General features: G+C 48.0%; 23 protein-coding genes. 18 read left to right on the forward strand and 5 right to left on the reverse strand.

What is annotated here, in order from left to right; all coding sequences use genetic code 11:
- The first annotated feature begins 22 nt into the window (after nt 1-22).
- From abc-f to NLX82_RS14590, 6 genes are all read left to right on the forward strand, one after another.
- Nucleotides 23-2101 (forward strand): ribosomal protection-like ABC-F family protein, encoded by a 2079-nt coding sequence (gene abc-f / locus NLX82_RS14565; protein WP_254348392.1) that lies wholly within the window; start codon nt 23-25, stop codon nt 2099-2101.
- A gap of 342 nt (nt 2102-2443) precedes the next feature.
- Nucleotides 2444-3172, forward strand: a complete 729-nt coding sequence (locus tag NLX82_RS14570; protein ID WP_023990878.1) for an ABC transporter ATP-binding protein — start codon at nt 2444-2446, stop codon at nt 3170-3172.
- Entirely contained in the window at nt 3169-3969 is an 801-nt protein-coding gene (locus tag NLX82_RS14575; protein ID WP_254348394.1) for an ABC transporter permease, read from the forward strand. The genes NLX82_RS14570 and NLX82_RS14575 overlap by 4 nt, the downstream gene beginning before the upstream one ends.
- Before the next feature lie 154 nt (nt 3970-4123).
- The gene (locus tag NLX82_RS14580) at nt 4124-5356 is read left to right on the forward strand and encodes an ABC transporter substrate-binding protein (RefSeq protein WP_254348400.1); all 1233 of its coding nucleotides are present in this window, start codon (nt 4124-4126) and stop codon (nt 5354-5356) included.
- Nucleotides 5357-5372: 16 nt separating this feature from the next.
- On the forward strand, nt 5373-6239 hold the full coding sequence (locus NLX82_RS14585; protein WP_053326352.1) for a carbohydrate ABC transporter permease: 867 nt from the start codon (nt 5373-5375) through the stop codon (nt 6237-6239).
- Nucleotides 6239-7063: a carbohydrate ABC transporter permease gene (locus NLX82_RS14590; RefSeq protein WP_023990874.1), complete on the forward strand. Its 825-nt coding sequence runs from the start codon at nt 6239-6241 to the stop codon at nt 7061-7063. Before NLX82_RS14585 ends, NLX82_RS14590 begins: the two co-directional genes overlap by 1 nt.
- Nucleotides 7064-7171: 108 nt before the next feature.
- On the opposite strand, the gene NLX82_RS14595 is transcribed toward NLX82_RS14590, so the two are convergent.
- From NLX82_RS14595 to NLX82_RS14605, 3 genes are all read right to left on the reverse strand, one after another.
- Entirely contained in the window at nt 7172-8857 is a 1686-nt protein-coding gene (locus NLX82_RS14595) for a DUF4179 domain-containing protein (protein ID WP_254348402.1), read from the reverse strand.
- Entirely contained in the window at nt 8817-9377 is a 561-nt protein-coding gene (locus NLX82_RS14600) for an RNA polymerase sigma factor (RefSeq protein ID WP_254348404.1), read from the reverse strand. The genes NLX82_RS14595 and NLX82_RS14600 overlap by 41 nt, the downstream gene beginning before the upstream one ends.
- Before the next feature lie 284 nt (nt 9378-9661).
- Nucleotides 9662-10669 carry an acrylyl-CoA reductase family protein gene (locus NLX82_RS14605; protein WP_071558080.1) on the reverse strand — a complete coding sequence of 336 codons (1008 nt, stop codon included), beginning with the start codon at nt 10667-10669 and terminating at the stop codon, nt 9662-9664.
- Nucleotides 10670-11025: 356 nt separating this feature from the next.
- Here NLX82_RS14605 and NLX82_RS14610 point away from each other — a divergent pair, with 356 nt between their 5' ends.
- The 3 genes from NLX82_RS14610 to NLX82_RS14620 all read left to right on the forward strand — a co-directional run bounded on the left by NLX82_RS14610 (nt 11026) and on the right by NLX82_RS14620 (nt 13859).
- Nucleotides 11026-12435 (forward strand): MATE family efflux transporter, encoded by a 1410-nt coding sequence (locus tag NLX82_RS14610; protein WP_023990870.1) that lies wholly within the window; start codon nt 11026-11028, stop codon nt 12433-12435.
- Between the two features lie 224 nt (nt 12436-12659).
- Entirely contained in the window at nt 12660-13673 is a 1014-nt protein-coding gene (locus NLX82_RS14615; RefSeq protein WP_023990869.1) for a LacI family DNA-binding transcriptional regulator, read from the forward strand.
- A 9-nt stretch (nt 13674-13682) separates the two neighbouring features.
- A complete protein-coding gene (locus NLX82_RS14620; RefSeq protein WP_023990868.1) occupies nt 13683-13859 on the forward strand; it encodes a hypothetical protein in 177 nt (58 codons plus the stop codon).
- Here the strand turns inward: NLX82_RS14620 and NLX82_RS14625 are convergent.
- Nucleotides 13856-14812, reverse strand: a complete 957-nt coding sequence (locus NLX82_RS14625) for a sugar kinase (protein WP_034095119.1) — start codon at nt 14810-14812, stop codon at nt 13856-13858. The two genes, NLX82_RS14620 and NLX82_RS14625, sit on opposite strands and share 4 nt — an antisense overlap.
- Before the next feature lie 340 nt (nt 14813-15152).
- On the opposite strand from NLX82_RS14625, the gene kduI reads away from it, so the two are divergent.
- The 8 genes from kduI (at nt 15153) to NLX82_RS14665 (ending at nt 23758) form a co-directional block, all read left to right on the forward strand.
- Nucleotides 15153-15983, forward strand: a complete 831-nt coding sequence (kduI, locus tag NLX82_RS14630; RefSeq protein ID WP_023990866.1) for a 5-dehydro-4-deoxy-D-glucuronate isomerase — start codon at nt 15153-15155, stop codon at nt 15981-15983.
- Between the two features lie 78 nt (nt 15984-16061).
- On the forward strand, nt 16062-16706 hold the full coding sequence (locus tag NLX82_RS14635) for a bifunctional 2-keto-4-hydroxyglutarate aldolase/2-keto-3-deoxy-6-phosphogluconate aldolase (protein WP_025683172.1): 645 nt from the start codon (nt 16062-16064) through the stop codon (nt 16704-16706).
- A 49-nt stretch (nt 16707-16755) separates the two neighbouring features.
- The gene (gene kduD / locus NLX82_RS14640; RefSeq protein WP_023990864.1) at nt 16756-17532 is read left to right on the forward strand and encodes a 2-dehydro-3-deoxy-D-gluconate 5-dehydrogenase KduD; all 777 of its coding nucleotides are present in this window, start codon (nt 16756-16758) and stop codon (nt 17530-17532) included.
- A gap of 247 nt (nt 17533-17779) precedes the next feature.
- Complete coding sequence (locus tag NLX82_RS14645) at nt 17780-19018, forward strand: CynX/NimT family MFS transporter (RefSeq protein WP_023990863.1); 1239 nt, start codon at nt 17780-17782, stop codon at nt 19016-19018.
- Complete coding sequence (locus NLX82_RS14650; RefSeq protein ID WP_023990862.1) at nt 18999-20150, forward strand: winged helix-turn-helix domain-containing protein; 1152 nt, start codon at nt 18999-19001, stop codon at nt 20148-20150. The genes NLX82_RS14645 and NLX82_RS14650 overlap by 20 nt, the downstream gene beginning before the upstream one ends.
- Nucleotides 20151-20242: 92 nt before the next feature.
- Complete coding sequence (locus NLX82_RS14655; RefSeq protein WP_023990861.1) at nt 20243-21604, forward strand: MFS transporter; 1362 nt, start codon at nt 20243-20245, stop codon at nt 21602-21604.
- A gap of 62 nt (nt 21605-21666) precedes the next feature.
- Nucleotides 21667-22257 carry a GNAT family N-acetyltransferase gene (locus tag NLX82_RS14660; protein WP_053326346.1) on the forward strand — a complete coding sequence of 197 codons (591 nt, stop codon included), beginning with the start codon at nt 21667-21669 and terminating at the stop codon, nt 22255-22257.
- Between the two features lie 313 nt (nt 22258-22570).
- On the forward strand, nt 22571-23758 hold the full coding sequence (locus tag NLX82_RS14665) for a cation:proton antiporter (RefSeq protein ID WP_053326345.1): 1188 nt from the start codon (nt 22571-22573) through the stop codon (nt 23756-23758).
- A gap of 158 nt (nt 23759-23916) precedes the next feature.
- Here NLX82_RS14665 and NLX82_RS14670 read toward each other — a convergent pair whose 3' ends face one another.
- The gene (locus NLX82_RS14670) at nt 23917-24552 is read right to left on the reverse strand and encodes an NAD(P)-dependent oxidoreductase (protein WP_023990858.1); all 636 of its coding nucleotides are present in this window, start codon (nt 24550-24552) and stop codon (nt 23917-23919) included.
- A gap of 260 nt (nt 24553-24812) precedes the next feature.
- Here NLX82_RS14670 and NLX82_RS14675 point away from each other — a divergent pair, with 260 nt between their 5' ends.
- The gene (locus NLX82_RS14675) at nt 24813-25766 is read left to right on the forward strand and encodes an alpha/beta hydrolase (protein ID WP_053326344.1); all 954 of its coding nucleotides are present in this window, start codon (nt 24813-24815) and stop codon (nt 25764-25766) included.
- The last annotated feature ends 113 nt before the right edge of the window (nt 25767-25879 follow it).

Consider the following 25879-nt stretch of genomic DNA (forward strand, 5'->3'; position numbering starts at 1 on the left):
CTAAATAAAGGAGAGCCTGAACATGTATATAGTAAACGGTCAACAATTGAAAAAATACCACGCTGCCAATCTGATTTTGGATGGTGCATCGTTTGATATCCACACAGGAGAAAAGGTGGGACTCATCGGCCGCAACGGAAGCGGTAAAACCACCCTATTACGCCTAATCGCACGTTTGTCCCGCCCGGATGAAGGGCAGCTCGTCATCGCCAAGGATACGAAAATCGGCTATTTACCGCAAATTCCGGCGGAGTTTGAGAGTTTTACTGTGTACGAAACGCTGGCTTACGCCTATCGTGAGCTGAAGGATTGCCGCAATCAGATGAGCACACTGGAACGGGAAATGTCAGATCCGGTTGTGGCAGCAGACGTAGGCCTTCTGGAGAAGCTGCTGCAATCGTATGCTGCCTTGCAGGAACGGTTTGAGCGCAACGGCGGCTATGAAATGGATGCAAATATTGATCAGGTAGCGGATGGTCTGCGTATTCCCAAAGGAATGTATACGCGCAGCTTCGGCTCGCTGTCAGGTGGAGAGAAAACAAAAATAGCGCTGGCATCACAGCTCATCGGGCGGCCGGATTTGTTGCTGCTGGATGAGCCGACCAACCATCTGGATTTGAAGGGGCTGGAATGGCTGGAGCAATTTTTGCAGGGCTACACAGGTGCATGTGTGGTTGTGTCCCATGATCGTTATTTTCTGGATCGGGTCGCCGTTAAAATGATTGAGCTTGAGGATGGCGAGGCGTTTACGTATTATACGAACTACAGCGGCTATGTTAAGGAAAAGGAAGAACGATTGCTACTGCAATTTGAAGATTATAAGGAACAGCAAAAGCGGATTAAAAAGATGAAAGAGGCCATTCGGCGTTTTGAAGAGTGGGGGCGCAATGGCGACAACGAAAAGTTTTTCAAAAAAGCAGCCTCCATTCGTAAGGCGTTGGAGCGTATGGAGCTGGTGAAGCGGCCTGTATTGGACCCGCAGGGGGCGGAATTTCACTTAAAGCTGGAGGATCGTTCCGGTCGCCGGGTGCTACAGTTTGAAGAAATCGTTAAAGCCTATGGAGAGCGTCAGATATTAAACGGGGCAACGGGCAGCCTGGAATTCGGTGAAAAGGTGGCCTTGCTGGGCGATAACGGTTCAGGCAAAACGACGCTGCTCAAGTTGCTGCTTGGTCAGGAAAGCGCGGATGCAGGCACGGTCCAGTGGGGTGCGCGCGTGGAGTATGGATATTTGGCGCAGCAAGAGAGAGAACGGAATAGCCGGGCGACTGTGCTTGCTTACTTCAAGGAGGAAGCAGGGGTGGAAGAAGGTGAGGCACGCGGGCTGCTAGCGAAGTATTTGTTTTACGGTGCCGATGTGTTTAAGCCCGTGAGCATGCTGTCCGGTGGCGAATGGTCCCGCTTGCGGCTGGCGTTGCTGGTCATGAAAAAGCCAAATTTGTTGGTGCTGGATGAGCCGACGAACCATCTGGACATTGACTCACGCGAGGCGCTGGAGGAAGCGTTAGACACCTACACGGGAACGGTACTGGCGATTTCACATGACCGCTATTTTGTGAATAAGCTGGCAGGACGCGTGTGGGAGCTGGAGGCTGGAAAGCTGACCTTTTATCTGGGCAGCTTTGATGAGTACCGAGCGAAGAAGCGGGAGCTGGAAAACGCCCGCTTGCTAAGTGAGGGGGATGCCGGGGTACGCTTGGCATCTGCAAGTAGAGTCGCATCCGATGGCGGCTCGGGCACGGCTGCGCATTCCAGTGCAGCGAGCAAGGGCCCAGAGACGGCTGCGCGTACGGGAGCGACCTCGGGAGCCGATAAGGGTCGTGCTCGCACCGAGTCGGCAGGTCGCTTGGGGGCCCCCGCTGCCGGGTCTGGGGCACGCGAAGCGAAGGCCGCGAAGCCATCACGCCCGCCCGCTGCATCCAGCGAGCGGTTGGAGCGGGCCATCGCCGCCAAAGAAGCAGAATTGGCGACAGCGGATGCCGAGCTGGAGCTGCTCGGCACAAGCGGCGACACGATCCACATGGCGGAGCTGTGGGATGCGCGTGAGCGGTTGCAAGCCGAGCTGGACACGTTGATCGGCGAGTGGGTTGAGCTGGAGTAGGTGACAGGCTAGTAGTTACTGGCTAGAAAACAGTTTATTTTATATAGAGGGTAGCCCTGAGGTAACGTTTACTGAAGGGCTACCTTTTTTGCAGTGAAAAGACAAAGATATCATCACAAAAATTAATGACCATTAATTAAGATAAATGGTATTGATGTATTATTGTTATTATATTTTACATATAAAGAAAGTTGTTTGCATTTCGCAACATATGATAATTTTTAAATTGAATAAATAATATGAGTCATTGTTAAATGAAGTTTGTTTTATCCATCATGATCTTACATATCAAATGCACGCGTTGGAACTATGTTGTGATTTGTTATGGATGGAGGGAATAGTATGTCGGACTCCTTACTGGAGGTCAGTCAGGTAACGAAAAAAATGGGAAAAAGGCATTTGTTAGACCGTGTTTCTTTTAAGCTTCAGAAAGGGAAGATATATGGATTCATCGGACCTAATGGAGCTGGTAAAACTACAATGATGCGAATCATGACCGGATTAATGCAGCCAACCAGCGGTTCTGTAAAGATAGCCTCATATGATGTACAGACGGATCGGGAAAAGGCGCTGTCCAAGGTGGGGGCTATTATTGAATCTCCGGTTTTTTTTGATTATATGACAGGCAGGCAGGTTTTGCGCAATTTGTCACGGTTACACTTTGAGATTGCGTCCTCAGATCGGGAGACACATATTGAAGAGTTGCTTACAAAGGTGAGGCTGGAAACACGGGGAGATGACAAGGTGAAAACCTATTCGCTGGGAATGAAGCAAAGGCTAGGTATTGCGCAGTCCATGCTGGGGACTCCTGAGCTTTTATTGCTGGATGAACCGTCCAATGGGCTGGATCCTATGGGAATGCAGGAGCTGAAAGATATTGTGCTTCAGCTACGTGATTCAGCGAATTATGCCTTTTTTATCTCCAGTCATTTGTTGGATGAACTGCAACAGATGTGTGATGAACTCGTTGTTATCAAAGAGGGCAGGCTAGTTTGGCAGGGACCTACTGATCAATTAGTAGAGGACGGCCAACGGCTAGAGGATGCTTTTATGGGATTGATGGGACTATGAAATCATTAATATACAGCGAGTTCGAGCGATTGTGGAGACGGAAGTGGTTCTGGCTCATGGTATTATGTACACCGATTCTAGCCTGTTCGACAGGAGTATATTTTTTGCGCACGATGAAGGTTCCTGTAGAGGTATTATCCTTAAACTTTGTCGTTACTGGTCTGCGTGAGAATTTGTTTTTAGTATGCAACATAGCTGTGGCTGCTTTAGCTGCTGCTGTATACACAGAGGAATTTCGAAGCGGGCAACTGCGTTTGTTATTTATGCGCCGATTTACCCGCGGGCAGATTTTCTGGAGTAAGCTGCTGGTTTTAAATGTTACTATTTTGCTTCTTCTCATTGTATTTGCAGTATCTTCGCAGGTGATCGTTGAAGTATGGACTCTTTCCTATGATGTAAGTGATGCGGGGCTGTCCGGATCTCAAGGACTGCAGATGCTTAAATACTATGGTTGGGCGCTTGCCTCATTATTAGCAATAAGCTCCTTTTATTGTTTTATCGCTATGTATAGCAAAAGTGTAACGTATGCTATCGGTGTTTGTATGGTTTACAATCTGGGCTCTTTGTTGTTTGATTCATTGTATTTAAAATTGGTCTCTTTTGTTTCTCATATCCCATACCTATACAATGTGATCGCATTTATGATTATTCCATATATGCAGCATACAGGATTAGATAGATCCTTAATCGGGAATTCGTCTGTGAATGGGGCGATTATCACCGTGGTTAGTCTATATCTTATCTTTTTTACTTGGGGCGCATACCGCCGTTTTGTGACTGATGATTATCTGTATTAGGGGCATCCGTAGCCTGAACAGCATAAAAGTAAAAGAAAGATCCAATCGACCGCTTGAGGGTCAGTTGGATCTTTTATCGTTTCTTTTCCATAAGGGACGGGTATTAATTGTCTAGTCCCGCATAGATTGACATAGGGGAAAAGGAGGTATGAGCATGTGGAATTGGGTCAAAAAGCTGTCTACACTGGCGGCGATCCTTTTGTTGGCTGTTTTTGTAAGCGCATGCAACAAGGGCGATGCTTCGGGTAAGGTGAAAATTGAGTTTTTTCAAAACAAGCCGGAGGCCAAGGGTTCATTCGATAAGCTAATCTCTCAATTCAATCAGGAACATCCCAGTATTGAAGTGACACAGGTCAACCCGCCAGAGGCAGAGACCGTGTTATTGACCCGGGTTGTCAAAAACGATGTACCTGACATTGTGGGGCTTGGGGCCACAGATACCTACTCCATTTTGGCACAAAGCGGTATTTTTACGGATCTGGCGAATACAGAATTGCCACGTACGATTGACCCGATTTACCTCAAAATGCTTAAGGATGTGACCGGGGCCGATCCCGTGTATGGAATTCCTTATGCTGCGAATGCGAATGGTGTGATGTATAACAAAACGCTTTTTAAGGAAATGGGATTACAGGTGCCTAAAACGTGGGATGAGCTGATTGCAACGGCGCAAAAGATCAAGGCTGCTGGGAAAATCCCGTTCTATTTTACATATAAAGATGATTGGCAAACGAACCTCCCCTTTAATGCCCTGGGCCCGAATCTGGTGGGCATTGATTTTTTCCTGCAACGGCGTGAAAATCAGGTCACCTTTCAGGACAAGTACCGCGAGGTTGCTGAAAAGCAGCTGGAGCTATTGAAATACGGACATGGTGATAATTTTGGCAAAAACTATGCCGACGGTAATCGTGCCTTCGCTAACGGGCAGGGATTGATGTACATTCAGGGCTCGTGGGCCATATCTGAAATTCGCAAAGCCAACCCGAAAGTGGAGCTTGGTTTTTTCCCATTACCGACAGGGAATGACGAAAAGGCGGTCAAACTGGTGTCCGGTATAGATACGCTCTTGGCCGTATCGGAGAGCACTCCGCATAAAAAGGAAGCCGAGGAGTTCATTGCCTTCTTGTTGAAGCCGGAGAACAGCAAGCAATACATTACAGAGCAAACGCTGTTTTCGGCGGTGAAGGGAGTTACGCAGGATGATCCGAGTGTGGCGGAGCTGTTGCCTTATTTTAAATCGGGCCGCGTCATTGATTTTGCCGATCACTATATTCCCAAAGCGGTCCAATTGAATTCTATTGTGCAGGCCTTCCTGCAAAACAGAGACATCGACGCTTATCTGGCCAAGCTAGACAGTGAGTGGAATAAGGTAGCTAACCGCCGATAGGAGAGGAGGAGGAGACATGAATAAGCGACTGACGACTTTTTACTGGATGACGGTGCCGGCGGTGCTATTGTTTTTTGTATTTTTGACCTTGCCTGCCTTGCAGGGCTTTTATTATTCGCTAACGAACTGGAACGGCTTTGGTCATCAGTATCACTTTGTCGGGTTTAAGAACTATATTAATTTGTTTCAGGACGACAATGTGGGGAACGCTTACTGGTTTACTTTTAAATTTGCGATTGTGGTTACCATTGCGACTAATATCCTTAGTTTGCTGATTGCGCTAGGGCTGAATGCTAAAATACGGTTTCGTAACTTTTTCCGCGGTATTTATTTTCTGCCTAATATTTTGAGCGTGCTAATCGTGGGTTACATATTCAACTACTTGTTCTCGAACGTGTTTACGATTTGGGGGCAAAATTTAGGTATTACCTCATTGTCGACGAACATTTTGGGCAGCGAACAACTGGCTTGGGTGGGGGTTGTCATCGTAGCTGTATGGCAGGGGATTGCCTTTAATACGATTCTCTATCTGGCCGGGCTGCAAACCATTCCGACAAGTCTGTATGAGGCGTCCAATTTGGACGGTGCGGGTAAATGGCGCGAATTCTGGAGCATTACCTTTCCGTTAATTGCTCCATTTTTTACGATCAATATGGTATTGGCGATGAAAAATTCCCTGATGGTGTTCGATCAGATCGTGGCTTTGACGAATGGCGGGCCGGGACGGGCCACCCAGTCGATTTCCCACCTGATATACACCGGAGGCTTTAGAGGCGGAGAATTTGCTTATCAGTCGGCTAACTCTGTTATTTACTTTATTGTGATCGCGATCATTTCCATCTTACAGCTGCGATTCCTCCAGAGAAGGGAGATGGATAACTGATGAAAACAAGCAGACGTACCAACTGGCCTGTGCTGCTTCTGGTAGCGTTGGGAACAATATTTATTCTGTTTCCCCTCTATATGACGGTGACGATAGCCCTTAAAAATCCCGAGCAGATGGCGCATTCCGCCTTTGCCTTTCCGACCGAGCTGCATTGGGAAAATTTTAGTCGTGCAGTGGAAATGACCAACTTCTTCAGCGCTTTTCAGAACAGTGTGATGGTCACGACATCGACGGTCATACTCACTTTGCTAACCAATTCGATGGTCGCTTATGCGATTGCCCGTAATATGCAGCGACGCTTTTTTAAGGGATTATATTTTTACTTTGTGAGCGCCATGTTTATACCGTTCCCGATCATCATGCTGCCGATTGTAAAACTGGCCTCGGGCCTTCATATGACTAATCTGTTGGGTCTTATTATGCTGCATACGGTGTATGGTTTGGCGTTTAATGTCTTCGTGTATGTCGGTTATATTCGCTCCATTCCGGTGGCATTGGAAGAGGCAGCCACGGTAGATGGTGCGACGACATGGGGTACTTTTTGGCGCATTATATTCCCGCTGATGGCGCCGATTAGTGCTACGGTGGGAATTCTCACTTGTCTGTCCACATATAACGACTTCCTGCTGCCGCTCATTATTATCAGCGATGCAGAGCAGTATACACTGCCGCTCGTTCAGTATGTGTTCCAGGGGCAGTTCAATACTGACTTTAATCTGGCTTTTGCTTCGTACCTGATGGCCTTGCTGCCGATGATTATTGTCTATCTGATTGCACAAAAATGGATTATCAATGGCGTTACGCAAGGTTCTGTGAAGTAGGGCGTGAGTCAATCGTTTCAGGCAGACTGTGCCTTACTAGGAAAATAAAAAGGGGTTCCCTATACCACGGTTCACACAGGCATAGAGGACCCTCTTTTTATAGCATTGCTATTTAGCTGCTTCGCTGTTGCTTGTCAGAGGCTGCAAGGGTACAGTTGTCTCTGCTTCTGGGTCGTCCGTTGTATAGTAGAACATATAGATAGAAGCTTCCTTCCCTATGAAGTTCTTGTAGACATCCACTGCCTTGTTATTGCCGTCTCCGGCGAAATTGGCTGTGATTGGCTTGCCGATAATCCGTTCTTTACTCAGGCCAATATGCGTCTGGTTAATCCCTCCAAAGTGAGCATCCTCGCTTTCGGTTTCTATGAATAAGTCTGATCCTTGTTTGTAGTAAGTCCACTTCACAGGATAGCCACCGATTTGTGTCGTTAGCGTCTGCTTTGACTCAGAAATATCAGTTAAACGCTGTGACGTTTTGTCATCCGAATGGGTCGTAACCTTGTATTTGCCTGTAAAAGTAATGGGAGTGTCCTTGGTAATCACAAGATTGGACGGTCGTTCAAAACGAATCGTGTTCAGATCGTGTTCCTGATCAGGTGAAGACCAACGACTACCCTCCAGCGTTGTGCCGTTCACAGAAAGAAAGTATTTTTGATAAGGTAACATGGCGAATTTCTTTTCGCTTCTGATCGTGACACGGATTTGTGTAGGTGTGACAATCATTTGTTCTAGCGTAAAATTCGGATTGCCGTTCTCCAATGGGGTGTTCAGCACGCTTTTAATCGTTCCGCTTTCCATTTTCTTCTTGCTTAGCTGCAGATCAAGGTTTATGGGTTCATTTATACTTTTCTCAGTTTGCGCATATTGCAGTTTGAAAGTAGTCTGTCCTTCCGGTATATCTGCTTTAGTAAAATACTGCTGGGCTGTGTATTCCCCATTCTCTCCGGGTGTACCAAAAGCTCCTCCAGGCTGAGGCCGCACAGGTTCTCCACCTTTGTAGGCAATGATTTGTGGATTGTCCCATTCCTTCGGCTTGGACGAATCGAAGGTAATTGCCGAGGACAGCATTAGCTTATCCTTCCCTTGTTCGAATACCTGTACCTTCAAATCTTGTAAGCCGTTACGATCCAGCTTGAACGTCTGCATCTGAGGCGATTTGATATCGAGCGGCAATTCCAGTTCCTGAACGCTGGTGAGCTCAATATGATCTACGGTCAGTCGCACGTTCTCTGTTTCTTGCTGCGGTGTCCAATCGCTTTCAAAGTAGCCGTTATAACGTTGGTTTTTCTCGTCCCATTGTTGAAAGCTATACTCGCCCGCACTGCTTTTCCCCGCAGCACTTTTAAGTGATACGCCTTTGACATTCCAAAACTCGTTGTCTGCGCGTTTTCCGACCTCCAAGCTGTACAGAATCACGGTCCGGTTCTCATCGACAATAGCGGTATGCAGCGTCAGCTTCACTCCGTCTCTGGTTACGGATTGCTCCAGCGGCTGTCCAAGGTCTTGATTTAGTGCCGTCTGTATGCCGCTTCTTCCGTGCAGCAGATCGCCCCAATTATAATGGATGGCGGCATAGACGGGAACGGCAACGAGAAGTGCACTCAGAGAGGCGGCGATAGCTATTTTGCGCCAATTTCTGTGTCGGTGCGGAGGGAATGAATCGGAAGTGTCGGTTAGCGTAGGGGCAGTATGCCCTGTCTGTTCCATCCGGTTCCACATCTCATCGAAGTCAGGATAGGCCATTTCCGAATCATCATTTAACTTGCGCTTCAATGCCTTTTCTATGTTGTTCATAGTTCTCTCCTTCCATCTCGGGAATTTGTACACCTGCATCCCGCAGTATTTTCTCCATTAACTTTAGCCCTTTGTGATTCCTCGATTTGACGGTTCCCAGCGGAATTTCCAGCAGTTTTGATATTTCCGCCAGCGTGAAATCATGCATATAGCGGAGTGTCAGCACAGCGCGGATTTTGGCTGGAAGACGATTCATATAAACGGCCCATTCTTCTGCCGATTCGCGTTCTTCCACCAGCCTGTCTACAGGCTTACCTTCCGCCCCGCTAAATCGATAGGGATTAGCCGATACCTTCAAATGCAGGCTTTTCTGGCGTTTAAGGAAATTCAGACAATGATTGACCGTAATTTTCATAATCCAGGCTTTTAGTTGTTCGATCTGTTCACGATTGCTGCGAAACAGGATGATAAACACTTCCTGTGTTAAATCCTCTGCATCCGATGCATTATGTACCATGTAGTAGCAGGTTCGGTATACATCTCGTTGATACAAATCAAACAACTCTCGATTACTCTCCAATGAATGTGCTCTCCTTTCTCGTGCAGTTTATCTATATAACAACTGAGGTCCTCAAAAGGTTCATTTGGTTGCGAAAAGTAAACCGTCTGCTTCAAATGTACCATGATGTATCTATGTTGTTTGCTCATCTATGGATAAGGAAGTAGCAATAAACGAAAAGAAGCCTGTAAATCTCAAAAAATGCAGATTTACAGGCTTCTTACATTTTCCGAAGCTAGAGCTTACGGAATGAACATTCCTTCACGCGAAACCGCGTCAACGGATTAGCTTGCGGACCTACTCGCTTAGTCAACCAGTCGTACTAGCGTTCTTCCTTGCGAGCGGGCTGCAAGGATGTCTTCGAGCGCGCTTGGCAGGTCAGCCAATCCGACTTCGCGCTCAACGAGCTGCTCCAGCTGTTCCGGCTTCCATTCGCTGCCGAGTCGCTTCCAGATCGCTATGCGGGTGTCGTATGGGCAGAAGACAGAGTCTATGCCCAGCAGACTTACGCCCCGCAAAATAAACGGCAGCACCGTCGTAGGCAGCTTGGTGCCTGCCGTCAGGCCGCTCACGGCTACAGAGCCGTTGTAGGCGATTTGGCTGAGCAGCGAAGCGAGCGGCTTTCCGCCTACAGGATCAACAGCCGCTTGCCAAAGCTGCTTGCTCAGCGGGCGGATGCTCTCCGCACCGTCGTAGACCTCCTCGCGGGAAATGACCTCGGCTGCTCCGAGCGCCTTGAGGTAATCGTGAGCATCAGCCTTGCCACTGCTGGCTACGACATGATAGCCTCTCTTGTTCAGCAGGGCAATGGCTGCCCCGCCTACGCCGCCCGTCGCTCCGGTGACGAGTACCTTGCCCTGCTCCGGAGTAACGCCGTTTTGCTCCAGCCGATATAACGACAGGGCTGCGGTGAATCCAGCTGTCCCGAAAATCATCGCCTCTCTCGGCGTGAGTCCGTCTGGAAGTGGAACCACCCAGTCCGCAGGCACACGTGCATATTGGCTGAATCCCCCGAATTGAGACACACCCAGCCCGTATCCGGTAACGAGCACCGCTTGTCCTTCGCTAAAGCGGCTGTCCTCCGAAGAGACGACGGTCCCCGAGCAATCTATGCCTGGTACGAACGGATAGGCTTTGACAATATTGCCATCCTTGCGGGCAGCAAGCCCATCTTTATAATTGATGCTGGAATAAGCGACACGAATCAATACTTCTCCAGCAGGTAAACTGCTAGCTTCCAGAGAACGTACCTCTGCTTGAACTTCACCGTCCTGCGTCTGATCGACGACAAGAGCTTGAAATGATTGAGTCATCTGTAAAAGCCTCCTTTATTACCTTTTAACCCTATGAATGTCCTATATATTCCATCTTTAATTCACAAATTATGCTTAGGAAGCATACAACAATCTTCACAACCTGTCAGCGGCAATGCTCACAGGCTCGTATTCTATTATACTCTTTAGCTCATAATTACGTGAAAAGACCAGATTCCTGGTATATTCTTGCAATATTCTGTTTCAATAAAGTTCGATAATCAATTATAAAGAGGGTGATAAATGAATTCTTACGCATTTTGCAAATCATTTTACGTAAACGGGATGTATTTTCAGAATGACTGTGCTAACATACCTTTTGATCGTTAAATAAATCTATGAAGAAAGGTGAATGAATGACAACCAGAGCACTAAAAAAAGGTTCGGTATTGTCCGAAGCTAAGGAACTGAATTTGTTCCGTTTAACATGGCCTATTTTCCTTGAATTGTTTCTGTTTATGCTAATGGGGAGCGTCGACACGTTCATGATCAGTTCTGTATCTGATAATGCAGTGTCGGGTGTGGGCGCGTCCAATCAAATTATTTCAATTGCCATCCTTGTACTGGAGGTTATCGGCAACGGCGCTGCTATCGTCGTAGCTCAATATATCGGTTCTAAGAAACTAGTCGAAGCGGCCCAGGTTACAGGTACGGCCATTACGTTGAATTTGATGGTAGGTCTTTTACTTAGCGTAATTTTTCTTGTATTTGGTACGCACATGTTGCAATGGCTGAATGTCCAGGGTGAGATTCTGGCTTACGCGGAGTCGTATATGAGCATCGTCGGGGGTGCCATTTTTCTTCAAGCATTGATTAATGCGCTGGCGGCGACCATTCGTACACATGGTTTTACCAAAGAAACGATGTATGTATCGGTTTTTATGAACGTGATCCACGTGGTCGGCAACTATGTTTTGATTTTTGGGCATTGGGGAATGCCTGCACTTGGAGTAGAGGGTGCTGCTATTTCTACAGTAGGTAGCCGCTTTATTTGTCTCTTGATCTTCTTCTGGCTGATGTACCGGGTCACTGAGGTTCGTGTCGAGTGGAAATATTACGTCCAACTGTCCAAAAAGTTCATCTCTAAAATATTGCGCATTGGTGTACCATCCGCGCTGGAGTCCATTATGTATCAGTCGTGTCAGCTCATCTTCACACTGTACGTGACTTATCTGGGCGCAGAAGCAATGGCGACACGTCAATATGCGAATAATATTTCAAGCTATATTTACTTGTTCAGTATGGCAGTCGGTATGGGTACGGCTATTGTGGTAGGAAGGCTCGTGGGAGCCAGACAGAAGGATACTGCCTATAAACGTGTACTGACCAGTGTGAAATGGGCGTTGCTCGTGACCGTGATTATTGATGCGGTGGTCATCTTTTTCCGTGTTCCCTTGCTTGGTTTGTTCACGGAAAACCCTGAAATTATTCGGTTGGGAGCACAGGTCATTTTACTTAGCATTCTGCTAGAAACTGGCCGGACAACGAATATCGTCATTATTAACTCGTTGCGTGCTGCTGGAGATGCGAAGTTCCCGGTCTTTATGGGTCTGATCTCCATGGTCTGCATGAGCTTGCCGCTTGGTTATCTGCTTGTGTTCAAGCTGGACATGGGGCTCGCTGGCGTGTGGCTGGCGATTGCTGCTGATGAATGGACTCGTGCTGTCATCATGTATGCCCGCTGGAAAAGCCGGTTATGGGAAAAACATGCGTTGGTCGAGCACGATACACCAGATCAGTCTGCAACGCCCGTTCCGGCACACTGATCCGAGCAGTATTTATGGTTACGTGGAGGCAGTTCAAGAGAACATCTTGAACTGCCTCTTTTTGCTGCTGGAGAACCATACTTCTACACGGTGGCACGATAGGCAACTTTGAAGTTCGACTTATATCATAATGGCATTCATAAATAGAAGTATGGTAAATTTACTAAAAAAAAGATATACTTTTGTTGCACTAACGCAGTACATGAAAGACAAGGAGTGTACCGATGAAGAAGCCGACGATTGAAGATGTTGCCCAGAAGGCAGGAGTGTCTAAAAGCACTGTCTCGCAATTTCTGAACAAACGATATAAATATATGAGCGACCAGACCAGAGACCGGATTGCCGAGGTTATTCAAGAGCTGAACTATCAGCCTAACGGGCTGGCCCGCAGCTTGAAGCAAAACCGGACGTTTATGGTCGGGGTCATTGTAGCCAACATTGACTATACCCTTTCGATCCAGTCCATCCGTGCGATTGAGGAGGAATTGCAGCGTTTTGGCATTCAGGTGATCATTTGCAACGCCGATGAAAACCCGGACAAGGAGGGCCAATATATTGAGATGCTCAAGGCTCGGCAGGTGGACGGCCTGATCATCTTCCCGACAGGCAAGCATGCAGATATTTACAACCAGCTCATTCGTGAAAAGTATCCGTTAGTGTTTTTGGACCGTTTGGTAGACGGGGTGAATACGCGCAGCCTGCTGCTGGATAACGAAATGGCGATTAAGCTGGCGATTCAGGAACTTGTGGCTCACAAACATGAGCGAATTGCGCTGATTACTTTGCCCCTTGGCTTGAATCGGATTACTCCACGGGTGGAGCGGCTCAGCGGATACAAAAAGGCGCTGGAGGAGCATGGCTTGCCATTTCGAGAAGAGTATATGCGCAGTGTGCCGAGAGAAGAAATCCAGCAGACACTGAAGGAGTTGTTCCAGCTGCCAGAGCCGCCGACTGCGCTGTTGGCCGGGAATGATATTGTGTTAGCAGAGGCGCTGAAATATGTAAATGCCCGCCGTATACGCATTCCGGTAGAGTTGTCTATTATCGGGATTGACGATGCGGAGTTTGCCCATATTTACAATCCGCCGATTACGACTATTACGCAACCGATTGCGGATATGGGGAAGCAAGCGGCAAAGACGCTGCTGTCCAGCATTGAGGAGGGCGGCGAATCGGTTCCGATTATCTACCGATTTGTACCGGATATTAATCGGGGAGAATCCGTCAAAACGCTGTAGACGAGCAATGTGTCATATATTATAAAAATAGCCCGTATTCCTTTGTACGATCTGAGTATGCGTATGCTGCTCAGATCGTACAAACGCGAATACGGGCTATTGGAAGTTAAGGCTGACTTTGGATTCGGCCTTGTTGAGCTTGCGCTAATAGCGGTGAAGGCTATGCGGGGAATAAAACCGGATTAATTCGTGCTGGCACTGAGCAAAAAGGATTCCAGCTCGGCTCGTGTCGGATAGCCGTCCATATCTCCAGCTGACATGACAGCCAGTGCGCCAAGGGCATTACCGCGTTTGACTGCCTCTGCCAGGGGCAAGCCCTCCAGTAGCGCACTGATAACGCCTGCGGCAAATCCGTCACCCGCGCCTACGGTATCAACGACATGCTCTACACGGAAGCGTTTGACGTATCCCTCAGCATCTGCGGATTTGTAATATGCACCTTCGGTTCCCAGCTTGATGATGACCAGCGAGGTACCTCGGTCAAGATAGAAGGAAGCGATATCCTCCGGTGAGGTGTAGCCTGTCAATATTTTACCTTCATGAATGCCGGGTAGAAGCCAGTCGCACCCCTCAGATGCTTCGTTAATCGCCTCCACCATCGTTTGCGTGTCAGGCCATAACTTGGGTCTGAGGTTCGGATCAAAGGATACGGTTTTGCCAGCCTTTTTCATAAATTGCCGCGCATGTCGTGCGAAATCACGGCACTCAGGGGAGAGGGCGACAGAAATACCTGTAAAATGCAGATGGCGAGCTCCGGAAAAGTAAGCCTCGTTAAAATCAGCGATGCTTAGTGTGGAGGCGGCGGAATGTTTGCGAAAGTATTCCACCTCTGGGTCCCCACTTGTAACTTTGGATTTAATCAGCATGCCGGTAGAGTGGTCTTTGGTAAACATGACGTTCTGGGTGTCGATCCCTTCTTGACGTAGCGCACTAGCAATGAACTTGCCGAACGTATCCTCGCCGAGTTTGGTCACGAGTCCCGCCCGTAGACCCAAACGCGCCAAACCGGCTGAAACATTCGTCTCTGCCCCGGCCAACGCTTTGGTGAATGAACGCACCTCATCCAGAGAGCCTGCTTCATTGGCATAAAACATGGCCATCGGTTCTCCGAAGGTAACAGCATCCAATGTTGCGGTCATTTGTATTCCTCCTTATGTTTAGTAAACTTAATCTGTAAGCGCATGCACCAACTGAATAAATTGAAATTATCACATAAATCGGTTTTTCACAATGATGAAGTTGATATATTTGCTAAAAACTTTTTGGGTAATATAGATAAAAAAATTCGATTCTGTTTATCAAAAGGTGAAAATCGTGTAAAACTTCGTGTGTATTAAGGGTTTTTCTAGGAATAGTGAAGTTTTGGGTTGACACCCTCTTAGATAATTATTACAATTCTAGCTAAGAAGTAGAGTTAGAAACCGCTTTTATAACAATTCCGTTGATAAAAAAGTTTATCTAAACAGGAGGAATGTTTTTATGGAAATGCGTTATTCAACTCATCCCGAACATGCCAAGCATTTTACGACTGAAGAGTTGCGTCAGCACTATCTGATCCAGGAACTGTTTGTACCTGAGGAGGTAAAGTTGGTCTATACGCATGAAGATCGTGTCATTATCGGGGGCATTTATCCCGTGAATAAATCTGTTGCACTGGAAGGTAACGATCAAATCAAAGCGGAAACTTTCCTGGAGCGCCGCGAACTGGGTATTTTTAATGTCGGGGGCAGCGGTACGGTCAAGGTGGACGGTGAAACTTACGAGCTGGCCACAAAAGACTGTCTCTACGTAGGTAAAGGTGGTAAGGAGTTGATCTTTGAAAGCGATTCCAGTGAAAAGCCTGCAAAATTTTATATCGTTTCGGCCCTGGCTCATACCACGTATCCGACGACAAAGCAGTCTTTTGCCGATGTACCGTCTGAAAGTCTGGGTTCGCAGGAAACAGCCAACAACCGTACGTTGCGTCGCTTTATCCATGATGAAGGCATTCAAAGTTGCCAATTGGTTATGGGGATGACGACGTTGGAGAACGGCAGTGTGTGGAACTCCATGCCGACACATGTTCATGACCGTCGTATGGAAGTGTATTTCTACTTTGAACTGGATGAGAATGCGAGAATGTTCCACCTGATGGGTGAACCGAACGAAACGCGCCATCTGGTAATGAAGAATGATGAAGCCGTTATTTCTCCACCTTGGTCTATCCACTGCGGTGCGGCTACGGGCAGCTATACCTTCATTTGGGGCATGGCCGGTGAAAATAAAACATACAAAGACATGGATCAGGTTGCCATGAGCGAGTTGCGTTAATCCGATCAGTGTATTGGAGCGTAGACCTGCAAGCGGCTGAGGTACATGGTCATCCCATTCGTGGAAAGGATCAGGAACATGACGAAAAAGAAAGTTTTGGAACATATCACTTCAGTAGGTGTCGTCGCAGTCATTCGGGGAAACACGGCGGAGGAAGCATATCTCATGTCTAAAGCCTGCATTGAAGGCGGCTTGGATAATATTGAGCTTACATTTACGACGCCGGATGCGGATCAGGTCATTCGAAGATTGAGAGACGAATTTAAAGATCGGGCAGTGATTGGTGCAGGAACAGTATTGGAGTCACTGACGGCGAGAATTGCTATTCTGGCCGGAGCAGAGTTTGTTGTGAGTCCTTCTTTTGAAGAAGAAACAGCGAAGCTATGCAATTTGTACGCGATTCCTTATATGCCCGGCTGTATGACGCTGAATGAGATTAAGGAAGCCATGAAATTGGGTAGCGATGTCGTGAAGTTGTTCCCAGGAAGTGCAATGGGAGCGGACTTTGTTAAGGCCGTCAGAGGTCCAATGCCTCATGTACAGATTATGCCAACCGGTGGCGTTGATCTGGACAATATGGAAACCTGGCTGCGTAATGGATGTGTAGCCGTGGGAATTGGGGGTAATTTGACGGCTCCAGCCAAGGAAGGTCGCTACGACTTGATCACAGAAAATGCAGCACGTTATGTAGCTAAATATAAGGAAGTACGCGCAGCGCTGTAGGCTTCAGGAAATATAGGTTTTTATACTAATTTGTGATGGAGGCGTAGACATGGGTCTGGACAATTTTTCATTGGATTTTTTCAGTCTAAAAGGTAAAACGGCGATTGTAACAGGAGGCAACAGTGGTTTGGGTCAAGGGTATTCCGTAGCTTTGGCCAAAGCGGGTGCAGACCTGTTCATTGTAGCTAACAATGATGATTATGAAGAAACAAGACGTCTGCTCGAACCTACAGGTGTGAAGGTTGTCTTTCATGAGGCGGATCTGACGCAAAAAGAATCCATTAAAAAAATTGTAGAAGAATGCGTCAATGAATTCGGTAAAATTGATATCCTTGTAAACAATGCAGGTACGATTCGTCGCGCCCCTCTGCTGGAGTATAAAGATGAGGATTGGGATGCTGTCATGGAGATCAACCTCAATGCCGTATATCATCTGAGCCAGGGAGTGGCAAAGGTGATGGTAGAGCAAAAAAGCGGGAAGATTATCAATGTCGCTTCTATGCTTGCTTTTCAGGGTGGCAAATTCGTTCCGCCGTATACAGCGAGCAAGCATGCGGTAGCTGGTTTGACCAAGGCATTTGCGAACGAGCTGGCAGTTCATAACGTTCAGATTAATGCGATTGCGCCGGGTTATATTGCTACGGCAAATACAGCTCCAATCCGTGCGGATGAAAGTCGCAATCAAGAAATCTTGTCGCGTATTCCTGCGGGTCGTTGGGGCGATCCGTCTGATTTGATGGGAGTTGTGGTTTTCCTCGCCAGTCAGGGTTCCGACTACATGAACGGTCATATCTTGGCGGTGGACGGCGGCTGGTTGGTACGTTAAGCAGCGCTGGTCGCATCGAAGTTTATGAACTGAAAGCTGCCTCCAAAGGAAACTATCCTTTCAGGCAGCTTTTATTTTTTCAATGAAGCTATATGGTGAACTTGAAGACTTGGGGCGCTGTGTCGATCCGTCCTATGCATATGGCACGAATGCCTTTATAATTTAATGAGATAAAAATTGCTAGGCTCCAGCCGTACACTTGGTTGGAGCCTTTGAGCATAATACAGATGGATTGGAGAATGGAGAGATGAGTTCACAGCAACACCAACGAGCTTTGGTATACAAATCTTTGTGGCATGCCGGTCCTTGGGTGCTTGCCGTAGGGATCATTCTGGTAGGTGCCAATCTGCGCGCCTCGATTACCTCGGTAGGACCTCTTATCGGTTTGATTAAGGATTCTTTGCATATTTCGAATACACTGAGTGGCCTATTAACGACATTGCCGCTGCTGGCTTTTGCCCTGTTGTCGCCTTTTGTAGCCAAACTGTCGCGCCGCTTCGGGTCGTCTCTTATTATTTTTGCAGCCTTGCTGCTGTTGACCGCAGGTATTGTGGTGCGCTCAACGCTGGGGGTGACCGCATTATTTGTCGGGACCGCCATGCTGGGACTGGCTATTGCCGTGTGTAATGTGTTGCTGCCCAGTCTGATCAAAGAGGAGTTTCCTCGCAACAGCGGACTGATGACCGGCGTATACTCAGTATCCATGAATGTGGTCGCAGCAACCGCATCTGGCTTGAGTATACCGCTGGCTATAAATGGAGGTATGGGCTGGCGAGGTGCTTTGGGAATATGGGGGATTGTGGGTGTCGTAGGTATTTTACTCTGGGTGCCCCAGCTCCTTAAGGCACGCAAAACAGCCAATAAAGCGGCAGTGTCTGCCCGAACCGTGAATGTATATACATCGTCTTTGGCTTGGAAGGTGACGCTGTTTATGGGGCTGCAATCTGCTCTGTTCTATGTTCCTGCCGCCTGGTTTCCAGAAATGATGAGCGGACAGGGAATGGATTCAGAGACTGCGGGATGGATGCTGTCTGTGCTGCAGTTTTCGCAAATGCCATTTACCTTTATTGTGCCTATTTGGGCGGCACGGGTGAAGGATCAGCGGGTATTGGTTCTGATTATGGCTGTGCTGTATTTTATCGGTCTGGGTGGATTTCTGCTTGGAGCTACACAGTGGAGTGTGATTTGGGTCATTTGTATCGGTATAGCGGGTGGTTTTGCTTTCCCGTTAGTGATGATGTTCTTTAATTTGCGGACGCGGACACCACAGCAGGCAGCAGAGCTGTCTGGTATGGCGCAATCCTTTGGTTATTTGCTAGCAGCGACCGGGCCGACACTGTTCGGTTATTTGCATGATGCGACACAAGGCTGGACAATTCCGCTGCTGCTGCTCTTGTGCCTGAGTGTTCTGCTTATGTTTATAGGGCTAGGTGCAGCCAAGAAACGATATGTCGGAGGCGAGGTGGATGATCAGACTGCAATTTGATGCAGACGGTTACAGTGTGATCTGTAGTGCAGGTCGTGTTATGTTGTTGGCTAAAGAGTTTGCGCTGTTGCGCTTTCTGTACGATAACCGGAATCAGGTGTTCACCCGGGAACAACTGCTGGATCGTGTGTGGCCGCTGGAGTATCCGGTGGAGCGTACGGTGGATGATCATATCTACAGATTGCGCAAAAAACTTAAATCATGGGATGTGCTCCGTATTCATACGGTCAGAGGGTATGGCTACAGCTTGACCTTGACTGACGTGCAGCCACAGAATCATCCGTCCTTGCACGATCAGGAGGTGCAGGACGCCGTACATGGACTATTCCGGAAATACCAGCTGTTGGGGCAGGGGAACTCCATCGTAGCGTTGGCTGCCCAGCAGGAGCAGATGGGTTTTGAATTGTCTGTCTTTTATCAAATGTATACCCGTTTTGTACAGGCGGATGTGTCCTGGTTCTTGGAGCGGGAGGACTTTACACGCGCAGACCGACTGTATTGGATGCTGCTGCTATATATGTGCACAGCAGGGGTGACGGATGAGGGGCTTGCTCTATGTGAGTGTGCGCTTTCCAGCAGGCTGCTGTCCAGTGATCAGGAACGGGAATTACGCATTCTCAACATCCTGGAGGCTTATGTGGAAAATGGAAAACCTGAACGCGCACAGGAAGGTCTACCACTGACCTTGATGGTCATGGAGCGGGATGATCTCGATAAATTTGTGATGCCTGTTGCACTGATGGAGATGTACATGCATCTGGCTTCCAATCATATGGAAAAGGCTGCGGAACTGTCTGATCGTCTGGAAGGCATGCTATCGGAGGCTCCGTATTTACGCGAACTGGGCCGTTATCGCATGATGCGCGGACTTATGCTTTTACGTACTGGAGATGTGGGCAACGCCGAGCGGCTCATGGATGAAGGGCTGGACACCCTTGATATGGCTAAACAGGAATTGCTAAAAATCAAGGCGATCTGCCAAATCCGCAGTTTTTTGAAGCTTTGCGGCTCCTATCCCATGCTGGAAGAGAAATATGCGGCTCAATATGATCGGCTTGACCGGGATAACAGTTTAACACTGCATCGTCCAGCGCTAAGGCGCTGGTTGGAACAAACACTTTCTGTCGTCTGATGTTTTTAGCTGTCTGATTTTCCTCTGATATAGACCCGCTAGAATGTTCTTATTGCTAAAGAAGCTGAAAATGAGAGCAGGGTGAGTAGATAATGAAGGAAAAGAAAGAACTGCAATCCACGCCTAGCATTTGGCGCAATGGCCGTTTTCGGCGGATGTTTGCAGCGCACACGGCTGCTTCCTTTGGCGATTGGTTTGATGCTATCGCCATTCAAGTGCTTGTTGCCTATCGCTGGGAAGCCGACCCTATGATGATTGCACTGATTCCGGTAGTGATGGCGCTACCGGGTCTGCTGCTGGGTTCCATCGCGGGCACGTTAGCCGACCGGGTACACAAGGCCAGGCTGATGATCGTCTGCGATGCAGCTATTGCCTTATTGACGCTGGCCATCCTCGCCGTCCCGGGCCCGGCGTGGCTGCTGCCTTTGCTTGGTCTGCGCGCGGCGGCTGGCGTATTCCAAATGCCTTCACAGCAAGGCTTGACCCGCACGGTAGTCACCAGCGACGACCTATTTCGGGCAACCTCGCTGAATGGGTTGGTCAATCAGGCCTCCAAAGTGGCAGGGCCATTACTGGGCGCTATGACCTTGACTGTGTTGTCCCCCCAGGCATGCATTATTCTCAATGCATTGCTGCGTCTCTGTTCCGGCCTGCTGCTGTGGCCGCTGCGCGGAATCGGTCCGGCGCTGGTCAGCGCAGACCAACAAGCTGTTGCAGCCGAGAAGCAAGGAAAGTCGGCTGCGCATACAGCGCCTGAGGCTGATGAAGCTAAAATGCGGGAGGAGCATGTCCGCGCATCTCGTTTTTTCAACCAATGGCGTGAGGGCTGGGCGTTCTTATGGCGCAGTCGAATGCTTTTGCATACGCTCATATTCGGACTTTTCGGCTTAATCGCCATTCTCATGATCGACTACCAGTTCCCTACATTGCTGCGAGTGCTCGCTCCAGGTAATGAATCGCTGCTTGGCTGGCTGGTTTCAGCCATTGGGGCTGGCGCCGTCGGCTGCATGCTTGTGCTTAATCGCTTGAATCGCATAAGCGCAGGCTGGGGGCTCGGTGGTGGATATGTGCTGGTTGGCGGAGCTATTGCTGCTTTAGGCTGGGCGCAACCTGGAACTGGATTGCCTGTACTGCTTATGATCGGGGCTGTGCTGGGCGTGGGCAACGGCCTGTACATTATCACCCAGAACTATATATTACAAGCCAAAACCCCTGCTGATATGGTAGGACGCGTCTTTGGTATCCAAAGTACCGTGATTGGAGCAATCATGGTCGTTTCACCGCTTGCCGGAGGAGTATTGATCCGAATAGCAGGGGCGGGCACGGCTTTTGTCTGGATCGGAATGACTGTTGGAATCCTGGGTTTGACGGGACTGTTGCTTCAATCTGTAATTTGGCGCGAGTCCCTCGCCGATTCTAGCCTGACTACGGAGCAAAATGCAGACCTTGCGTAGTCGATCTTGCGCAATAATTTGCTTTGATTTTCGTCATTTATATTTTTAGCATGGGAGAGATCATGATGACTCAACAAACTTCATCCTCAGAGCCTGTGGCACGGTTACTTGAAGGATCACGGGTATACTTGCGTCCCGTTAACGTAGAGGACACCGAGCTATACTATAATACATTGTTCGATCAGGATGTGCGGCGGCTGACAGGCACACAACGCAGCTTTACCAAGGATCAAATTGCCCGTTATATTGAAGCTAAAGGACAGGAAGCCTCAAGCCTGCTTCTGTTGATTGCGCTTCGCGAAGGTGATCGTGTCATTGGGGATATAGCCTTGCAGGATATGGACAGCTTGAACCGCAGCGCCAACATCCGTATTGCAATCAATGAGCAGGGAAATCAGGGGAAAGGCTACGGCACCGAAGCGCTTGTACTCATGCTGGGTTACGGATTTGGTATCTGTAATCTGCATCGGATTGAGCTGAATGTATTTGATTTTAATGAACGTGCCATTCGTTGCTATGAAAAAGTAGGCTTTCAGCGTGAAGGTGTACAACGGGATGCTTTATTCTACAATCATGAATACCATGATTCGATTCTGATGAGTATGCTGGACCACGAATACCGCGACCGCTATGTGAAAAAAGCAGAAAGTTAATTCAACACGTTTACACGGGTTTACAGAAGAGATATAATTAAAGGATAAAGTTGCTTGTTTGCGCAAGTATGACCGACAACATCAAATGAATATATGAATTACCGGAGGAGTCTGTCACCAAGGCTCCTTTATGTCTTTTTTAGGGGAACCTGTGCTGTATCTCGGGTTCCCCTTTTTATTTTGCGAGTTGTCCGTTAAGGTCAGACACATATTTTGCACGTTTGTTTTACACTTTATGATTATCAGTTTTCTTCAATATCGTGAATTATGCGCAAATAAGTTCAAGGATTAAACCAAAGGAGGTTATCAGCCTATGCAATTTATACTATATCTTCTGCTGATTCTGTTGTTCACAAAAGTCGCGGGTCATGTGTCTGTCAGACTCGGTCAACCAGCAGTGCTGGGAAAGCTGATCGCAGGAATTGTGCTGGGTCCAGCCGTATTAGGATGGGTTCAGAATGATTCGCTGATTCATAATATATCTGAAATCGGCGTGCTGCTGCTGATGTTCATTGCTGGACTGGAGACGGACCTGGATCAACTTCGACGTAACTGGAAGCCTGCGGTAGCTGTGGCGGTTGGAGGTATTATTTTACCGCTAATTTGCGGCTTTGGTGTAGGGGAAGCCTTTGGATTCTCGGTGCATGAAGGCTGGTTTCTAGGAATTATTCTGAGTGCTACCTCTGTAAGCATTACGGTACAGGTACTCAAGGATATGAATAAGCTGAATACCCGGGAAGGCTCGACCATTTTGGGTGCGGCAGTGCTGGATGATGTGCTTGTCGTGGTGCTACTAGCGGTAGTAATGAGTATATTCGGTATGGGTGGAGAAACTTCGCTGGGACTTCTTGTTGGCAAAAAGCTAGTTTTCTTCGTAGTAGCTATTCTGGGTGGCTGGTTCGTTGTTCCGTGGATTATGAAAATACTTGCTCCACTCAAGGTGACTGAAGCAGTCATCACGACTGCGTTGATTATTTGCTTTGGGTTTGCGTATTTTGCGGATATGTTGGGGATGGCAGGTATTATCGGGGCTTTTGCGGCCGGGATTGCCATTGCACAAACCAGCTTTAAGCACGTCGTAGAAGAAAAGGTGGAGCCCATCGCTTATTCCATCTTTGTTCCTGTATTTTTTGTCAGCATCGGATTAAATGTTTCCTTTGAGGGAGTAGGGCAGCAGCTCGGATTTGTTGTTGTTTTGACACTGATTGCGCTGGTGACAAAGCTAATCGGGGGAGGTCTCGGGGCGCGGCTGACGGGCTTCGATAACCGTTCTGCCCTTGCGATCGGCTCCGGGATGATATCTCGCGGCGAGGTCGCACTTATTATTGCAGCTACCGGTCTACAGACGGGTCTGTTGGCACAGCAATATTTTACATCGGTGATCATTGCCATCATTCTGACGACCTTGGCTTCGCCTCCGATTCTCAAGCTGTGTTTTAGCAATAAAAGGGAGACTTCCGCTCACGATATAGAAAAGAAGGTCAGCACTGACAAGTCATAACGAGAGTATCAACAGGTCATAACAAAAAGACCCTTCGGGTTCAGCTTCTCATAGCGTGCATGGAAAGTCTGATTTAGAGTAAAGCGGACTTTCCATGCAGCATGAGAAAATGGGCGAAGGGTCTCTTTTATGCTATAAACGCTGCAAGAATAGAAAAATTAAGACTCGGACACCACTGTGAAACGTTGGTTCAGATGTTGCGGTTTTTCGATTTCGTCCACTACGGCAACTGCATAATCTTCATAGCTGACATAGCTTGCACCTTTGGAATTAACCAACAGAGTGTCTTTTCCCACTTGGTAAGAGCCTGTACGTTTGCCCAGTGCAAATTCAGCGGAAGGACTAATGAAAGTCCAGTTCAGGTCGCGGGTACCACGCAGAATTTCCAGGTTTTTTCCTTGGTTATTTGCTGTAGGGTATACGAAATCCGGGAAGCCAGGAGTATCTTTTACCAAAAGTGTTTGGGATTCGTCAGTGAACAAGCTGCCTGCACCACCTACGACAATTAGGCGAGTACCGGATACATTACGCAGGGCTTCAATCAGTACGTTACCTGCATCGACATGCAGATGCTCTTGTCCGAGTGGAGCGGCAAAAGCATTAACGACTACGTCAAAACCTTTCAGATCATCTGTTTTTAGATCAAAAACGTCTTTTTGTACTACAGTAGCACGGCTTTCCGTTACTTTAGCCAAGTCACGGACGATTGCGGTTACTTCATGTCCTCTGTCTAATGCTTCTTTTACGATATTACTTCCTGCTTTACCGGTTGCACCAATAACTGCAATTTTCATAATAGATAGCCTCCTATAAATATGATGTGGATGATTCATTAGTTTGATCGTAAGTGTACCTGGTACATTTACGAACTTTAACATGTAACTATTATAGTTACAATATAAAATAAAAGTCAAGCTCTTCTGTTGGGCAAACTAAAGTCCTCCGATTGGAAAGAGAGGAACTCGTTTAAATATATAAGGTGAAACTGAATGAGCAAACTTAAGCCATATTGGATATATGTAGAGCACAGATAAGAAAGGAAGAGTGAACTGATATGATTAAAAAAGTACAGCTTGAACCCGCAGCACAGAAATTTGCAGATGATAATGCCAAGCCTCCGTTTCTATATGATTTGGGTCCTGAAAAAGGACGTGAAACGGTCAATGAGGTCCAATCCGGTCCAGCAGTCAAACCTGCCGCAGATTTAGAGGATCTAACTATTCCAGGTGGGCCTGGCGGCGAGGTGAAGGTCAGAATTGTTCGCCCACAACAAGTGACAAGCGATCTCCCGGTCATTGTATATATTCATGGAGCAGGCTGGGTATTCGGTAATGCCCATACGCATGATCGTCTGATTCGTGAATTGGCAGTCGGCTCACAGGCAGCAGTTGTATTCCCGGAATACAGCTTGTCACCTGAAGCTAAATATCCGACGGCAATTGAGGAAATTTACGCGGTCGTTCAATGGGTGGCGCAGCATGGGCGCGAGCATGGATTGAAGCCCGATACGCTGACGATAGCCGGAGACAGTGTCGGCGGTAACATGACCGCGGCCGTAACGCTGCTGGCCAAAGAACGCAGTGGTCCTTCCATCCGGCAGCAGTTGTTATTTTATCCGGTGACGGACGCTTCCTTTGACACGGAATCATACCAGGAGTTCGCCACAGGATATTTCCTGAGCCGCGAAGGAATGCAATGGTTTTGGGATCAATATACGACGGATCCCAACGAACGAGCGCAGATCACGGCGTCCCCGTTACGTGCCACTACAGAACAGCTCAAAGGGCTACCGCGTGCGCTGGTCATTACAGGCGAGGCCGATGTGCTGCGCGATGAAGGTGAGGCCTATGCGAACAAGCTGCGTGAAGCGGGGATAGATGTGACCGCTGCACGTTTTCAGGGCATCATCCACGACTTTGTGATGCTGAACCCATTGTCGGAAACAGCGGCCAAGCGCGGTGCGATCACGCTCGCTACCTCATGGCTGCGCCAAGGGTTTGAGGGCTAGATTAGCTTCAGGCTGAGAGGATAGCAGCGATCGTGCTGGGTAAAGGGGTACAGTTAGAGCATAACAGTAAGGGCAGAAATAAATCGGATCTGCATGAAGCCAAACACGCTTTA

The sequence above is a fragment of the Paenibacillus sp. A3M_27_13 genome (assembly GCF_024213315.1).
GTDB classification, from domain to species: Bacteria; Bacillota; Bacilli; order Paenibacillales; family Paenibacillaceae; genus Paenibacillus; species Paenibacillus polymyxa_B.

Bases quoted from the DNA above. Each gene is read 5' to 3' on its own strand.
- NLX82_RS14615 (WP_023990869.1), top strand. From the start codon at position 12,660: ATGAAGAAGCCGACGATTGAAGATGTTGCCCAGAAGGCAGGAGTGTCT.
- abc-f (WP_254348392.1), top strand. From the start codon at position 23: ATGTATATAGTAAACGGTCAACAATTGAAAAAATACCACGCTGCCAAT.
- NLX82_RS14570 (WP_023990878.1), top strand. From the start codon at position 2,444: ATGTCGGACTCCTTACTGGAGGTCAGTCAGGTAACGAAAAAAATGGGA.
- NLX82_RS14660 (WP_053326346.1), top strand. From the start codon at position 21,667: ATGATGACTCAACAAACTTCATCCTCAGAGCCTGTGGCACGGTTACTT.
- kduD (WP_023990864.1), top strand. From the start codon at position 16,756: ATGGGTCTGGACAATTTTTCATTGGATTTTTTCAGTCTAAAAGGTAAA.
- NLX82_RS14635 (WP_025683172.1), top strand. From the start codon at position 16,062: ATGACGAAAAAGAAAGTTTTGGAACATATCACTTCAGTAGGTGTCGTC.
- NLX82_RS14605 (WP_071558080.1), bottom strand. From the start codon at position 10,669: ATGACTCAATCATTTCAAGCTCTTGTCGTCGATCAGACGCAGGACGGT.
- NLX82_RS14585 (WP_053326352.1), top strand. From the start codon at position 5,373: ATGAATAAGCGACTGACGACTTTTTACTGGATGACGGTGCCGGCGGTG.
- NLX82_RS14655 (WP_023990861.1), top strand. From the start codon at position 20,243: ATGAAGGAAAAGAAAGAACTGCAATCCACGCCTAGCATTTGGCGCAAT.
- kduI (WP_023990866.1), top strand. From the start codon at position 15,153: ATGGAAATGCGTTATTCAACTCATCCCGAACATGCCAAGCATTTTACG.
- NLX82_RS14675 (WP_053326344.1), top strand. From the start codon at position 24,813: ATGATTAAAAAAGTACAGCTTGAACCCGCAGCACAGAAATTTGCAGAT.
- NLX82_RS14575 (WP_254348394.1), top strand. From the start codon at position 3,169: ATGAAATCATTAATATACAGCGAGTTCGAGCGATTGTGGAGACGGAAG.
- NLX82_RS14580 (WP_254348400.1), top strand. From the start codon at position 4,124: ATGTGGAATTGGGTCAAAAAGCTGTCTACACTGGCGGCGATCCTTTTG.
- NLX82_RS14595 (WP_254348402.1), bottom strand. From the start codon at position 8,857: ATGAACAACATAGAAAAGGCATTGAAGCGCAAGTTAAATGATGATTCG.
- NLX82_RS14625 (WP_034095119.1), bottom strand. From the start codon at position 14,812: ATGACCGCAACATTGGATGCTGTTACCTTCGGAGAACCGATGGCCATG.
- NLX82_RS14645 (WP_023990863.1), top strand. From the start codon at position 17,780: ATGAGTTCACAGCAACACCAACGAGCTTTGGTATACAAATCTTTGTGG.
- NLX82_RS14650 (WP_023990862.1), top strand. From the start codon at position 18,999: ATGATCAGACTGCAATTTGATGCAGACGGTTACAGTGTGATCTGTAGT.
- NLX82_RS14610 (WP_023990870.1), top strand. From the start codon at position 11,026: ATGACAACCAGAGCACTAAAAAAAGGTTCGGTATTGTCCGAAGCTAAG.
- NLX82_RS14670 (WP_023990858.1), bottom strand. From the start codon at position 24,552: ATGAAAATTGCAGTTATTGGTGCAACCGGTAAAGCAGGAAGTAATATC.
- NLX82_RS14590 (WP_023990874.1), top strand. From the start codon at position 6,239: ATGAAAACAAGCAGACGTACCAACTGGCCTGTGCTGCTTCTGGTAGCG.
- NLX82_RS14665 (WP_053326345.1), top strand. From the start codon at position 22,571: ATGCAATTTATACTATATCTTCTGCTGATTCTGTTGTTCACAAAAGTC.